Annotated in this window: 16 protein-coding genes; 11 read left to right on the forward strand and 5 right to left on the reverse strand. The window is 40.7% G+C overall.

Going from position 1 to position 13,002, the window contains the following annotated elements; translation table 11 throughout:
• Positions 1-347 precede the first annotated feature (347 nt).
• The 3 genes from ACIPUA_RS05360 to cpxR all read right to left on the reverse strand — a co-directional run bounded on the left by ACIPUA_RS05360 (position 348) and on the right by cpxR (position 4,336).
• Positions 348-1,787: a capsule assembly Wzi family protein gene (locus ACIPUA_RS05360; protein ID WP_210831924.1), complete on the reverse strand. Its 1,440-nt coding sequence runs from the start codon at positions 1,785-1,787 to the stop codon at positions 348-350.
• Positions 1,788-2,270: 483 nt separating this feature from the next.
• On the reverse strand, positions 2,271-3,641 hold the full coding sequence (gene cpxA, locus ACIPUA_RS05365) for an envelope stress sensor histidine kinase CpxA (RefSeq protein WP_042846694.1): 1,371 nt from the start codon (positions 3,639-3,641) through the stop codon (positions 2,271-2,273).
• The gene (gene cpxR / locus ACIPUA_RS05370; protein WP_042846693.1) at positions 3,638-4,336 is read right to left on the reverse strand and encodes an envelope stress response regulator transcription factor CpxR; all 699 of its coding nucleotides are present in this window, start codon (positions 4,334-4,336) and stop codon (positions 3,638-3,640) included. Before cpxR ends, cpxA begins: the two co-directional genes overlap by 4 nt.
• Positions 4,337-4,486: 150 nt before the next feature.
• Between cpxR and ACIPUA_RS05375 the strand changes: the two genes are divergently transcribed.
• Positions 4,487-5,056 (forward strand): Spy/CpxP family protein refolding chaperone, encoded by a 570-nt coding sequence (locus ACIPUA_RS05375; protein ID WP_048605735.1) that lies wholly within the window; start codon positions 4,487-4,489, stop codon positions 5,054-5,056.
• A 255-nt stretch (positions 5,057-5,311) separates the two neighbouring features.
• Here the strand turns inward: ACIPUA_RS05375 and ACIPUA_RS05380 are convergent, their stop codons facing one another.
• On the reverse strand, positions 5,312-6,289 hold the full coding sequence (locus ACIPUA_RS05380; protein WP_449059393.1) for a phage integrase: 978 nt from the start codon (positions 6,287-6,289) through the stop codon (positions 5,312-5,314).
• A 66-nt stretch (positions 6,290-6,355) separates the two neighbouring features.
• Positions 6,356-6,649: a helix-turn-helix transcriptional regulator gene (locus ACIPUA_RS05385; RefSeq protein ID WP_430225097.1), complete on the reverse strand. Its 294-nt coding sequence runs from the start codon at positions 6,647-6,649 to the stop codon at positions 6,356-6,358.
• A 129-nt stretch (positions 6,650-6,778) separates the two neighbouring features.
• Here ACIPUA_RS05385 and ACIPUA_RS05390 point away from each other — a divergent pair, with 129 nt between their 5' ends.
• From ACIPUA_RS05390 to ACIPUA_RS05435, 10 genes are all read left to right on the forward strand, one after another.
• Positions 6,779-7,051 carry a Cox family DNA-binding protein gene (locus ACIPUA_RS05390; protein WP_369474694.1) on the forward strand — a complete coding sequence of 91 codons (273 nt, stop codon included), beginning with the start codon at positions 6,779-6,781 and terminating at the stop codon, positions 7,049-7,051.
• Between the two features lies 1 nt (position 7,052).
• Entirely contained in the window at positions 7,053-7,259 is a 207-nt protein-coding gene (locus ACIPUA_RS05395) for a hypothetical protein (RefSeq protein ID WP_449059394.1), read from the forward strand.
• The gene (locus ACIPUA_RS05400; protein WP_449059395.1) at positions 7,243-7,581 is read left to right on the forward strand and encodes a hypothetical protein; all 339 of its coding nucleotides are present in this window, start codon (positions 7,243-7,245) and stop codon (positions 7,579-7,581) included. Before ACIPUA_RS05395 ends, ACIPUA_RS05400 begins: the two co-directional genes overlap by 17 nt.
• A gap of 19 nt (positions 7,582-7,600) precedes the next feature.
• Positions 7,601-8,035 (forward strand): DUF5347 family protein, encoded by a 435-nt coding sequence (locus ACIPUA_RS05405; protein ID WP_449059396.1) that lies wholly within the window; start codon positions 7,601-7,603, stop codon positions 8,033-8,035.
• 73 nt (positions 8,036-8,108) lie between these two features.
• Positions 8,109-8,330 carry a DUF2732 family protein gene (locus tag ACIPUA_RS05410; RefSeq protein WP_165880734.1) on the forward strand — a complete coding sequence of 74 codons (222 nt, stop codon included), beginning with the start codon at positions 8,109-8,111 and terminating at the stop codon, positions 8,328-8,330.
• Positions 8,323-8,544: a TraR/DksA C4-type zinc finger protein gene (locus ACIPUA_RS05415; RefSeq protein ID WP_219245082.1), complete on the forward strand. Its 222-nt coding sequence runs from the start codon at positions 8,323-8,325 to the stop codon at positions 8,542-8,544. The genes ACIPUA_RS05410 and ACIPUA_RS05415 overlap by 8 nt, the downstream gene beginning before the upstream one ends.
• Positions 8,545-8,591: 47 nt before the next feature.
• Positions 8,592-9,341: a DNA cytosine methyltransferase gene (locus tag ACIPUA_RS05420; RefSeq protein WP_449059397.1), complete on the forward strand. Its 750-nt coding sequence runs from the start codon at positions 8,592-8,594 to the stop codon at positions 9,339-9,341.
• Positions 9,331-10,188 carry a DNA adenine methylase gene (locus tag ACIPUA_RS05425; protein ID WP_449059398.1) on the forward strand — a complete coding sequence of 286 codons (858 nt, stop codon included), beginning with the start codon at positions 9,331-9,333 and terminating at the stop codon, positions 10,186-10,188. The genes ACIPUA_RS05420 and ACIPUA_RS05425 overlap by 11 nt, the downstream gene beginning before the upstream one ends.
• On the forward strand, positions 10,188-10,511 hold the full coding sequence (locus tag ACIPUA_RS05430) for a hypothetical protein (RefSeq protein ID WP_449059399.1): 324 nt from the start codon (positions 10,188-10,190) through the stop codon (positions 10,509-10,511). The genes ACIPUA_RS05425 and ACIPUA_RS05430 overlap by 1 nt, the downstream gene beginning before the upstream one ends.
• Complete coding sequence (locus tag ACIPUA_RS05435; protein ID WP_449059400.1) at positions 10,504-12,900, forward strand: replication endonuclease; 2,397 nt, start codon at positions 10,504-10,506, stop codon at positions 12,898-12,900. The genes ACIPUA_RS05430 and ACIPUA_RS05435 overlap by 8 nt, the downstream gene beginning before the upstream one ends.
• Positions 12,901-13,002 lie beyond the last annotated feature (102 nt).

The following is a 13,002-nucleotide window of genomic DNA, read 5'->3' on the forward strand; positions in this document are numbered from 1 at the left end:
CTAATAAGCGTATCCATTGAATAAGTTATTTTAAATTATCAGGTTATAATTCCATTATCACATTCTGAGCACGATTAAATATTTTAGTTAGGTTACTCCTTATATATCATTGCTTTCGATATGTAACAAATTAATTTACAATGGAAATATATCTAAAATTATCCGAATTAAGAGTGTTAACAGATGAATAGTATGGGTAATTGATTATATTAATTAACTGAATGGTTAGATAACATCTAAGAAGTTAATGTATATTTGTTTGAAAATAGAAATATTTAACATATAAAAAAGGGGTTATGTATAAAACATAACCCGTTTAAAAGAAAGTTACGCGAAATAGGTGTGTTTTACCATTTAAACGGCACGTTTACCGTAACAGCGGCACCTAGGTCATTACGAGTTTCATAATCTGTTTTAGAAACCCACACTTTGGCATCTGTGCTGATATCATTCTCAAAGTTATGCCACCAACCTAAGTCTGCACCTTTGATAGTTTCTGATTTAGGGAACAGTTTGTTACCATTGAAATTAGATTTATTCACCTTCGCATACATTAGGCGGGTGCTAACACGGTTATCATCATCAAGGGTATATTCCACTTTGGTGGTGAGCATACGGCCGTCACCGCCCATCGCGTGGCCTAGTGATGCACCTTGTTGGTAATAACCATTTTTATAAATAAAGTGGCGGTACATTACGCCGTCTTTATCCCACTCTGTATGGGTATTGGCGCCTTCAATGTACCAATTTAATGGTTGGCCCCATAGGGTGTGGTAGCCCTCAATACCGCCCATAAAGGCATTTTTCGATGGGAAAAGGTTAGCTTCATCTTCACCGACCATTTGCCCGTAAACGCTGACAGGGAGGTCAATTAATGGGTAAAGTTTTAGTTTAAAGTCTAAACCAGCTAATTGGTTACCGGGGTCATCATTATAGTCGCCAGTATTATCCCTACCACCCATAGCGTTCCAGAACGAGTTCCAATTGTTAGGGCGGCCATCGCCTCCCCACATCACGACGCGTGAACCGCCGAGTTCAAAGAAATCAGTAGGGTTCATGGTCATACGCAAACCAATAAGTTTGGTATTGGGCTGGGAAGAGTATTGCTTAATTTGCCCAGCGGTTAATTGATATTGCCATGAACCAATCCAAGAAAGCCATGGGGTTTCAAATGGGCTTTGGTCAGCACGTTGCAGCAAAAAGCCCGTGACAGGGCGAGCGGCATCGGTACGAATTAAGCTACCATCATGACCCGGCCCCCACCATTGAGGGATCTCACCAAAGGTGACCCATTGGTTCCAAATTTTTACGCCACCATAAGAGCCATTCAGGTTATAGTCTGAACCGTTTTCAACACGTAGGGCGCGTTCACCGTTGGCGGTGAGGTTTAAATCTACATCGTCAGTGCTATAGTTGCCTGAAACGGTATAACGGATGTCGCTATATTCGCTTTGTGCAAAGCCTTGCGGCATAGAATTGTGGCTAGATGCAAAGTGCGTTTCCAACTGAACACTGTTTTTAGTGCGGTTTAGGTTCTTTTTAATACGTTGAATAATCGCTTCTTGTTCGCTGTTAGTAATATTCGCATTATTTAAAGAACGTGTAATTTCTTCTTGGGATAGTGGCCAAGTTGATAAACTAATCTGAATAACGTTACGCTCTGAAAGCCAAGCCAAATCACTACGTAAATTGTTATCCGGTAGTACTAATCCCCCCGCAATGCTGTGTGTACTTATGGCACTCAGTACAGCAAGCATAGCCAGCTTGGTGAGCTTGAATTTTTTCATTGATAAATCCATTTGAAGTTGAGTTCGCCTAATATTGAACAGGTTAATAAATAAGAACCAATAAATTAAATCGATTTAAAACGTGATTAGTATCAGCACATATTATAAGTATCTTAATTTGAAGCGAGTTGGGCTTCTGTGCCTTCTTGCCGCTCTATTAAACACCACGCGTAAATCACGTAAAATAGAATATCAGATTAATATATTAGGCATAGGAAGTAATAACACATTAAGATATATAGCGATATACATTACTGCGATTTTATATCTCTAAAATCTTCCTTATTTCTCAATAATATTCTTTCATTTATGTGTTTTTTTTGATAAAAAGCATTTTATATTGGTGGCGTGTTTAGGGATTGTTGCTTTTGCATCCAATATAAGAATATTCCATAATAGTTTTTGAGTACATGCTTTGTGAGTAGGAATAAAAAAGCCCTCTATTTAAAATAGAAGGCTTTAAGGTTCAAACTAAGCGTTAGGTTAACGGCCGTGTTCAGGTAACCAAATTTGTAACCTTAAACCACCAAGTGGGCTATCATCGGCTTTCACCCAACCTTTGTGTTGTGTTATGGCTGTTTCAACAATAGCAAGGCCTAACCCAGTACCACCAGTTTCCCTGTCCCTAGCTTCATCCGTGCGGTAGAACGGGCGGAAAATATGTTCACGGTCAGCAGGGCTAACACCGGGGCCGTCATCATCTACAGTGATCAGAATACCGTTGTTTTCTTCTTTAAAATCAACAGCAATATGGGTGTTTGAGTAACGCAAAGCATTACGCACGATATTTTCAAATGCACTACCCACCGCGGAAGGGTTACAGTACAACGGCCAAGGGCCTGGATGAGAAGTTACATCAAGCGTTTTGTTCATTTGTTCCGCTTCGAAACTTGCGTCATCTAAAATATCACCCCAAAGTTCATCTGCCTTGATGTTTTCACGGAGGATTTCGTTTTTGTGCTGGCTACGAGACAGAACAAGCAAGTCATTGATCATGCTGTCCAAACGGTGAGTTTCTGTTTCGATGCGTTCAAGTTCTTTACTTTCACCATGGCGACGACGCAGTAATGCGGTTGCCAATTGTAACCGTGTCAGCGGAGTGCGTAATTCATGGGAGATATCAGAAATTAAACGTTGTTGAGCACTAACCATGCCATCAAGAGCGCTGATCATCTGGTTAAAGCTGTTCCCCGCAGAAAGGAACTCTTGTGGACCGGCTTCCAGTTCAGGGTGGGGCCGCAAGTTCCCTTTGGCAACGTCATCTGCCGCCATTTTTAATTTACGGGCAGGGCGTGCGAGGCTCCAAGATAGCCATAATAAGAGCGGAGCACTGATTAGCATTGTGGCAATCAGTAATAAGAATGGCCTATCAAATAATAAGTTAATAAAGTCAGATTGCGGGCTGCTAGATGGGCGAACTAAGTACAGTTGATAGTGGTCTTCTCCATCACGGATAGAAAAAGGCCCTAAAATTTCAGCGCGACCGTATTTTTTCTTTTTGGGGTGATCGGCGTTATCTGATTGCCCAATGAAGTTACGAATAACTTGCATTTCACTTGGCATTGCACCGATAACACGACCTTCGCTGGTGACGATAATCAACCGTTGCCCAGGCGGTGCCCATTTTTTGATGGCATTAGAGATGCGACGCCACCAAAGTAAGTCATTCATTGGAGCTTGCGCAAGTTCTGCTTCTATATGCTGCTCAAGCATTTCCCCTTGGCGTTGTTCACTTTCCATAAGGACGGTGATTTGCCGAGAATCGAGCTTGGGCACCATCAGCACTAGCATTAATACTAGTGCGAGGGTGAACCAGAAAATCGCAAAGATCCTGGCGGTTAAGCTGTTGATCATGTGGCAGAAACCATTAAGTACCCTCGACCGCGCAGGGTTTTAAACCATGGCTGGCCATCAGTACGTTCAGGAAGTTTACGACGTAGGTTTGAAATATGCATATCGATTGCACGGTCAAACGGTGTTAAGCGTTTCCCGAGAACTTCTTGGCTAAGATGCTCACGAGACACTACTTGGCCTAAATGCTGTGCAAGCAGATATAACAAAGTAAATTCAGTCCCTGTTAAGTCCAAAATTTCGTTATCAAAGCTAGCTTCTTGGCGACCAGGGTTAAGCTGCAGCTTATCAACTTGCAAGACAGGGGTATTGCTGTTGTCGCCTTGCGTTTGTTCGCTCCAATTTGAGCGACGTAATAAAGCACGAATGCGGGCAACCAGTTCGCGGTCATTGAATGGTTTTGGTAAGTAATCGTCTGCACCTAATTCTAAGCCCAGTACTTTATCTAGTTCACTGCCGCGGGCAGTTAACATGATCACCGGCGTTTGGTGTATTTGACGCAGTTCTTTTAATGTCTCAATACCATTTTTTTTCGGCATCATGACATCAAGTAAGAGTAGATCAATGGATGAGTCAATTTGTTGTAATGCTTGTTCACCATCATAAGCGATGACAACATTGAAGCCTTCCATTTCTAGCAGTTCTTTTAATAGCGACGTGAGTTCACGGTCGTCATCAACTAATAGGATTTTATGCATTTTATATGTCCTCCAACTGCCAAAATACGATAACAATCTTTACGATTCCATCACTTTACGTTCTTTTACATGCTCTGACGCTAGTTTGCAGCCACAGGTGTATATTCATTCACATTGAATCACGAGCACAGTTCATAGACAAGGAACCAAATGCTGAGAACAACACATAGCAAAGTACATAATACAGTACATAAAACCGCAATGTTAGTTTTAGCTTCTGCATTTGTGTTTGGCCCAACAGTTGCTTTTGCAGAAGTTTCGCAAAGTGCGGCAAATGAAAGTTCGGCACCTTTGATGCTACAAATGCAATCTGAGCAAACTTCATCAACAGGGCATGCCGTTGTGCCATTTCAGCATCATGAAATGTTTAGCAGTGAAGAACGCGCCAGCACCTTTATGTTTAATGGTATCACGTTAAATGAGAAACAACGTCAGCAATTACGTGATTTAATGGCAACGCAGCGTCATTATCATGTTGATAACACGGCTTCCATTCGTGAACGTGAAGCACTGCACAAATTAATTATAGCGGATAGCTTTGATGGCAAAGCGGTTCGCGAGCAACTTGAAAAACGAATGCAAAGAGAACTGGAACAACGTGTTGAAATGGCACGAATTCATCATGAATTATACCAGTTGTTAACGCCAGAACAGAAAGCAGAACTTGAGCAAATTCACCAACACAAGATGGCTGAATACCAAGCGATGCAGTTTCAGTAAGTATCGTAGTAATGCAAGTTAGTTAGTTTTATATTTTGAGTTTTTATGTAAGTAGTGAAGTAGCAATAAGTGAAGTTTTTCCTTGCCATAGACACCATCCCTGTCTTTTATAGCCCCTGTTAGGGGCTTTTTTTTCAATAAGTTATATTCTCAATCCTTTAAAAACAGCAACTTATTAATTTTTAAAAGGCTATGAAAGTTCATCAAAGTTCGCCGAGGTGGACGGAAAGTGGACGGTCGCCCACCTCGATTTAATTAAATTTTCATACCATTTAGTGGATTAAGTTTTATTGCTAACTGCAAATAATCAGGTGCTAAATGAGCATAGGCCATTGTCTGGTTAATGCTCGCGTGCCCTAATATTTCTTTTAGTGCAACAATGTTTCCCCCGTTCATCACGAAATGGCTAGCGAATGTATGTCGTAAGACGTGTGTTGCTTGTCCGCGTGGCAAATCGGGTTTTATTTCCTTTAGTTTTTCTCTAAAGGTGTTGTAATCCACTTTAAATAATTTTCCTGACTTCTTCGTTTTGATTTGTTCTATCAATTCATCAGAAATAGGAATCACTCTTTTCTTACCGTTCTTAGTCTGTAAGAACGTAACTCGCCCATTCTGGACTTGTTCACTATGCAGTGTTTCTGCTTCACTCCATCTCGCACCAGTGCTTAGGCAAAGTAGTGCTATGAGCTTATAGTCACCAGATACAGCATTAATCAATGTTGCTATTTCTTGCTCATTTAAAAATGTAAGTTCTGGTTGTTTCTCTTTAAGTGGTGGTAAGCCATTTATTGGGTTTTTGCTTTTGAATAATTCTAATTTTTCAAGAGCAGTGAACATACCCGATAAACGATAAAGGTCTCTGTTAATTGTTGCAGGGCTAATACCGTCAATTAGCCGAGAGCTACGATGTTCAAGTAGTGCGTGTTTATCTAATTGGTTCATCGTTGGATTACCGAGGGCTTTTACTGTTTTGAGTAAGTGCCTTTTTTCGATAACACCGTTTTTTAACGTTTGGCCATGATACAACCACCATTTATCAAGTAATTCTTTCAGTCTTACCTTTCCTGCATGCTCTATGTCACCTGAGAATTTTTTAGCATTTGCAATCGCGTATTTTTCAAATGTGACAGCTTCTACTTTCCGATCAAATATCCGTCTTAATCGTTTTCCATCTTTCCCGTTCGGGCGTAAATCCACTTCGTATCGACCATCATTGAGCTTCTTAATTGCCATAAGTAAGCCCTCCGATGTAGCTGACTGACTGTGACCAGCAGTAATCAGAATATAGATATAAAACGTCTAACCAGTTTTCTTCTCTGATTGGCGTGAGGTTGCTTTCTCTAGCCCATTGTGTGCGAGAGTCGGTGCTATTTGACCAACTTCAGGGGCTGTCTTACCTGTCATTAGCCATAGGCTATATTTTTCAAATCTGGGGTGCTCTGTCATTTTCAATAAATTCAATCCGCTAGGTTCATATACTCCAGTTTCATATTTACCTAGTGTGCTTATAGATAAATCAATCATTTCACATAACTGAGTTTGGCTAAGACCCTCCGCAATTCTGATGGCCTTAACTTTTTCGCTCAATTTCATTTGACACCTTCCTATATAGGATGTAGATTTATCCGAAACATTCCTATTTAGGATGGTTTCGGGCAACGGAAAACCCTTTAAAACTACTTATGAATGGTTTTAAAGGGTTTGATCTAACGAGGGTAGCAAATGAACAAAGAGCAAATCAATGTCAAATATCCGGTTAATGCAGTGCCATTGGCAAAATTTGCGGAGATGATCGGTAAAAGCAAAGGCGCTGTTGAGTCAATGGTAAAGAGTGGAAAGTTACCAGTCGTAGAATTTCGCGACCCAACGAAGCCAAAAAGCAGAGCTGGAGAAATTTGGATAAGTATTACTGCGTTTAATAAAGGCATGGATGAGGCTCATACAAATAGGCCGAAAGAACAGCGCGACGCATGGTTATTATGGTTGGGGCTGTAATATGCAAATATTGCAGCTTAAATCTCATTGTTTTATTTATCGTGGTTTCACGATAAAAAAAATACCGCGGAATAAATTACGCCAGATAACGCGCTATCAAGTTTCACAGAATGAACAATCATTCGGGTTATTTGATGCAATGGCGGAAGCAACAAAATATATAGATAAGCTTTACGGTAGGAGAGACCAAAGTGAACTATATCAATAAAGAACATAAGAATATTCAAGATCTATACAAAGATACTTTGAACTTTATATTAAATGAGGGAATTTCAGTAGACCTTACTTTAGATAGTAAAAGAGTTGATTTTTTAATTGAAAGTATTGATTTTTATTTTTCCACATTAGTTGAAAAACAAGAGTGGGCTAGGTTTATTCTTCCATTAATAAAAGAAACAGTTCTCAAAATTAGATGGTATTTAGAAAATGAGAAAGAACTAGCAGATGATGTTGTAAAGGGTAAGGAAGTTATTAATAACGTTATTGCTTCTTTGGAAAAGAAAGGGTTAGTAAGTATTTTCTTCAGCTAATTTATAGAGAGGCTTTAACATGGGTAACACTGCTATGAAAGAAATAGATAATACAGGCAAGAAAGTAAATACAGCCGAGATTATTAGTTTTCAATCAAAGCTGGCTGATGCCCCTAACATAAAAAGAAGGTCTTATGATCGGTACTCTAATGATGGAGGAACTCTCACAGAGCGCACCATAGCGCTGAATAAAGCGGCAGAGCTGAGAACTCAGTTACTACAATGCCGTAATGAAGAACCAATAAATCAACAATTATCAGGTTTCATTGATTACTTACGTAAACAAGATAAAAGAATATTAGATATGATTTTTCATCTTGCAAATCTAAGTGATAAAAAAGAAATGAGATTTGACGATTTAATTATTAGCGAACAAAAACAGTTTATTAATGCACTTAATCAAATAAAGGCATTAAATGCATTGTTACCAACACATATAGTAATGCCAATCTAATTTAAATTTAGTTTTTAAAAATAATGACGTTTATTCGTCAGGGCTTTTTACAATCAAAATATAGGTAATGAACATGAGAACATTTCCTGATCCAATATTTACCCCTGTAGCAGAAAACATAAAAGCTAACCGAGAAGATGAGCGCAAATCACTTATTGGCGGGTTTGCTGATCGCCAGCGTTCACTAGCTTACAAGGTTTTAAGTGAAAAACTGAGTTATGGAGAAATACATCAGTTATTGATGAGTGAAGCTGACTATTTGGAAAACCAAGCGGCGGAGCTAAACCATGTCTAAAGAAATTGACCGCGCTAGCGACCACGAAATGTTAATCCGAGAACAACAAATAAAAGCGATCACTGATCGCCCGCGTGGGGTGTCGGCTTTCTTTTGTGAATGTTGTGGAAAGCCAATCCCAGAAAACCGCCGTATTGCATCCATTGGTTGCACATTGTGCATTGACTGCCAAACGGTATCAGAGCTTAAAAGCAAACATTATCGGAGTGTGTAATGGCAAGGGCGTATTACAACGAAATAGATCCGTATGCCGCGTAATGGTTGAGAAATCTAATTGATGCAGGACTGATTGCCCCTGGTGATGTTGATGAGCGAAGTATTGAGGAAATAAGACCAGATGAACTTAAAAAATACACACAGTGCCACTTCTTTGCAGGTATCGGGATCTGGTCGCTTGCATTGCGACAAGCTGGATGGCCAGACGATAAACCCGTTTGGACAGGAAGTTGCCCTTGCCAACCTTTCAGCGGCGCAGGTAAAGGAAATGGGACTACTGACGAGCGGCACTTATGGCCAGCGTTCTTCCACCTCATTGAGCAGCAGAAACCTAACACTATCTTTGGTGAACAAGTTGCGAGCCCAGACGGACTTGGTTGGCTCGACATTATACAAACTGACTTGGAAGCAACGGACTACACCACAGCAGCAATCGATTTATGCGCTGCGGGCTTCGGTGCCCCGCACATCAGGCAACGCTTGTTTTGGGTGGGCTACTCCGACAGCAAGGGCACATGCAGACAGGGGCAACATCCGAAACTCATTCATCAGAAAAGATGGAAAGATCAGGAGCGATACGCTGTATCGACAAATGTGGCTACATGCATTTGGGATGACTGGCAACCCAACCAAGGAGCAGATGAAAAAATTAGAGTCATACCTGCCAATTATGGCGTTGAAATTGATGGGATTGCCAGCCTCGTGGGACGAGTGCGCGCCTACGGAAATGCCATCGTCGCGCCAGCCGCGAAAGAATTCATAAAAGCTTATATCGAGGTTGAAAATGGCCAATAAAACTATTCTCAAATGGGCTGGTTCAAAAGTTCGTATTATTGAGCAGCTACGCCCGCACCTACCAAAGACCAAACGCTTAGTTGAGCCGTTCGCTGGTTCATGTGCTGTGATGATGAATACTGATTATGAGCAGTATTTAATTGCTGATGCAAATATAGATTTGATTAGGCTTTATAAACAAGTAAAGGCGGATGATTTCGGGTTTGTTCCATCATTAATAGATTTTTTTATTCAAGGAAATGATGAAACATTATTTTATCAACGGCGAGAAATTTTCAATCGCCGTGATAAAGAGTCAGATGCTCAGCTATTTGAATCAATAGAAGATTATAATAAGGCAGTTGAACGCAATAAAGCAGGATTATTTTTATATCTAAATCGACATTGTTATAACGGGCTTTGTCGTTATAACTCAAAAGGTAACTTCAATGTACCATTTGGAAAATACAAAAAGCCGTATTTTCCTGAAAACGAAATTATTGCTTTTCATCATAAAGCCTATAGGGCTGAAATAGTAAATCTTGAGTGGCAAGATACACTTTCATTAGTTGAATATAGTGATGGTATCTATTGTGATCCGCCATACATGGGCGGGCGTGATTGTTTCACTCAATATCATACTGCTGGCTTTACCGATGCTGACCATGAAGCGTTAGCTATTGCATTAAAAGATATTAATGATAGCCAAGGCAATCCGATCACCGTTTCTAATTCCCCGCAAGCTAAAACACTTTACGCTGACCTTGGTTTCACTATTCATGAAATAGAAGCACCGCGCACGATAGCGGCTAGCGGTTGCCGTAAACCGGCAAAAGAAATTATTGCGGTTTTAGAGGGGGTTAAGTAATGATGCTTGATCCCATTAATGGCGTTTACATTAGCGGCACTCGTTTTGCTATTCAGCGACATGTTGATACTGAAAACAATAAAATTATCTGGCGGTTGTTGTCATATAACCGTCGTACTCGTTGTTATAGCCTCGTTTGCTGTCATTCTGATCCGTGGATGCTGGCAATTGATTTAATTTCTTATCATGTTCAAAACGTTAAAGGGCGAGGCATTAAAACATTAGATGTTTATCGTGAAGCGGTAGATATCATTTCTCGCCGGTGTGAAACCGCGATTAATCTTTTAAGACCTGAAACATTAGGCGGGGCGCTTAATGTCTAAGGTATTAGATTTCACCACGCTACCGCTGACTTATACCGCGGATATGGTATTTCCTTATCCGTGGAATAAGCCAAAAAATAATGATTACTATAAATCCGATATAGAAAGACCGCTTACCCGTGAGCAAATTGTTCAGGGGCAAGCGATTTTAAGTGATATTCAAACCTTGCCGCGCGTTCTGCGCTATCGCTATCAAAAACACTATGACAACTTATTAAAAGAAAGTGGGCTACGTAAAGCCTACGACTTTTTATATTACCGTTTTCATGAGCAGATATGGCAAAGATTGCTTGTTATCAATGCACGTTATGAAATTGAAACAAAAGCATTATTAACAATATCAACTCGTTTATCGCCTGATGTTAGCCAATATAACCGATTATTTGATTTGAATGATAAATCGGTGAAAAAGCTATCTGAAATTATTGCTGTCGGTTTCTCTAATTTGTATGAAACCTATTGCGATAAGTTTACAGAACAGAATAACGGTGATCGTGAAGTTATCTATCAAGATTCAGTACAAACAGAAATTTACGCACGTTTGGCTGAGTTAGTGAAAGGGCTACATGTTGTACCGCTTCATTATAAAGCCTACTGCCGAGTTTTGAAAAATCGCAAAAAAGGCAAAGGTAAACAAAATCTAGAAATTCGAAAAGTGATAGCGGCTGTACAGCGCTTGGTTAATGCAGACTTTTGGTGCCGAAAGTTAAAAGCCCACAGGACTCAATGGCTAGAAGCCTTAATGATTGCCAATATGGATGTTTGCCAAAATCGTAACCCATATGCGAGTAAACAAGCTATTCGCGCAGTGCAAGCGCAGCGTTTATCTAATATGCAATACCTGCAAGGCATGGATATTCAGGATGTTGAAACCGGTGAACGCTTTGATCTGTTCGATAAAGTTATGGCGAGTGTTTCAAATCCTGAAATTCGCCGCATGGAGCTTATGGCTCAAATGGCGGGGATTGAACGCGTAGCGAAAGAGCGTGGTGATATCGGTATGTTTATTACCATGACTTGCCCGTCAAAATATCACCCAACAAAGCTACGTAAACGCAAAAAAGATGTGATCGCAGTACTTAACAGCAAGTGGAAAAATGAGGCTTACACACCAAAGGATGGGCAACAGTATTTAGTTAAAGTTTGGTCGCGTATTCGTTCGGCATTTAATGACAATAACATTAATGTTTATGGTGTTCGGGTTGTCGAACCGCATCATGATGGTACACCACATTGGCACATGCTGCTTTTTGTTGATAAGGCAAGTAGGGCTGATGCCATTGATATTATGCGCAAGCGTGCTTTAAAAGAAGATGGTGACGAGGCTGGCGCACATAAATACCGTTTTGAATGTAAACACATGAACCGCGGTGGTGCAGTAGGCTATATCGCAAAATATATCGCTAAAAATATCGACGGTTACGCCCTTGATGGTGAGATAGACCACGAAACCGGTAAAGATTTAAAAAGTATGGCGGCGGCTGTTACTGCGTGGGCTTCAACTTGGCGTATACCACAATTTCATTTCTATAAACTCCCATCAAAAGGCGCTTATCGAGAGTGCCGTCGTTCTTGTTTGCGTGGCGTCTCTATTGCTGATCAGCTTGGTGAAGTTGCAGAGCGAGTGCGCGCAGCAGCAGATAGCGGTGATTTCTTTGAATATGTTATGTCACAGGGTGGCCCATGTATTCGCCGGCGCGAAGAAACAATACGTGTTGCCCGTGAAGTCAGTGATGTAAATGTCTACGGTGAAGATGTTCAGAAGGTTGTTGGTATCTACAACCAATTAAAAGCCGGCGCCCCAGTCATTAAAACGCGCGACAGAAAGTATCAAATCGTCAAGAAAAGCGCCGTTGACGTTGATCTTAATCTTTTAAGAAGCGACAGCGGAGCGCCTCGGAGTCCTGTCAATAACTGTAGATCGCGGATCACATCTAATCTATCAGATGTGCAATTTTATGAGCCTGAACAGGGTTCAGGTGAAGTATGCAACATTAAGGAATACGGTTTCGCGTTTATAGAAACAGACGCTAATAACGCCGCAGGCAGCGAAATATCACAGGGTAATCAGCAAAGACAGGTATCAAAAATTGAACTAAGCGAGAGTGATAAAGAAATTCAGTCTGAAATAGTCACTTTTGCCAATGAGGTCGGTATTGATTTTGATATTCCCCACGTTGAAGCCATGTTTACGAAAGGCATGGGGGTTAGTGATGGTAACTATTATCTGAAATTAGATGGGGAACGGCTGAGGTTAGAGCTGACAGAGGATGGAAAAGAGCAAAGGAAACAAGAAATAGCAGCACAAAATGAGGCTAGGATTCGGAAGTATAAACAACGGTGCGCTGATGTGTTGGAGCGTATTAACAAGCTTAGAAAAGATGTATAAATTCAGGATTCTATCGGCGGCAGCTTGGAACTTTACTGGCGGCAGCTTGGAACTTTACCGGTGGCAGCTAGGAACTTTACTGGCGGCAGCTTGGAACTTTAC

Source organism: Providencia sp. AGC89 (assembly GCF_053543535.1).

Bases quoted from the DNA above. Each gene is read 5' to 3' on its own strand.
- ACIPUA_RS05360 (WP_210831924.1), bottom strand. From the start codon at position 1,787: ATGAAAAAATTCAAGCTCACCAAGCTGGCTATGCTTGCTGTACTGAGT.
- cpxA (WP_042846694.1), bottom strand. From the start codon at position 3,641: ATGATCAACAGCTTAACCGCCAGGATCTTTGCGATTTTCTGGTTCACC.
- cpxR (WP_042846693.1), bottom strand. From the start codon at position 4,336: ATGCATAAAATCCTATTAGTTGATGACGACCGTGAACTCACGTCGCTA.
- ACIPUA_RS05375 (WP_048605735.1), top strand. From the start codon at position 4,487: ATGCTGAGAACAACACATAGCAAAGTACATAATACAGTACATAAAACC.
- ACIPUA_RS05380 (WP_449059393.1), bottom strand. From the start codon at position 6,289: ATGGCAATTAAGAAGCTCAATGATGGTCGATACGAAGTGGATTTACGC.
- ACIPUA_RS05385 (WP_430225097.1), bottom strand. From the start codon at position 6,649: ATGAAATTGAGCGAAAAAGTTAAGGCCATCAGAATTGCGGAGGGTCTT.
- ACIPUA_RS05390 (WP_369474694.1), top strand. From the start codon at position 6,779: ATGAACAAAGAGCAAATCAATGTCAAATATCCGGTTAATGCAGTGCCA.
- ACIPUA_RS05395 (WP_449059394.1), top strand. From the start codon at position 7,053: ATGCAAATATTGCAGCTTAAATCTCATTGTTTTATTTATCGTGGTTTC.
- ACIPUA_RS05405 (WP_449059396.1), top strand. From the start codon at position 7,601: ATGGGTAACACTGCTATGAAAGAAATAGATAATACAGGCAAGAAAGTA.
- ACIPUA_RS05410 (WP_165880734.1), top strand. From the start codon at position 8,109: ATGAGAACATTTCCTGATCCAATATTTACCCCTGTAGCAGAAAACATA.
- ACIPUA_RS05415 (WP_219245082.1), top strand. From the start codon at position 8,323: ATGTCTAAAGAAATTGACCGCGCTAGCGACCACGAAATGTTAATCCGA.
- ACIPUA_RS05425 (WP_449059398.1), top strand. From the start codon at position 9,331: ATGGCCAATAAAACTATTCTCAAATGGGCTGGTTCAAAAGTTCGTATT.
- ACIPUA_RS05430 (WP_449059399.1), top strand. From the start codon at position 10,188: ATGATGCTTGATCCCATTAATGGCGTTTACATTAGCGGCACTCGTTTT.
- ACIPUA_RS05435 (WP_449059400.1), top strand. From the start codon at position 10,504: ATGTCTAAGGTATTAGATTTCACCACGCTACCGCTGACTTATACCGCG.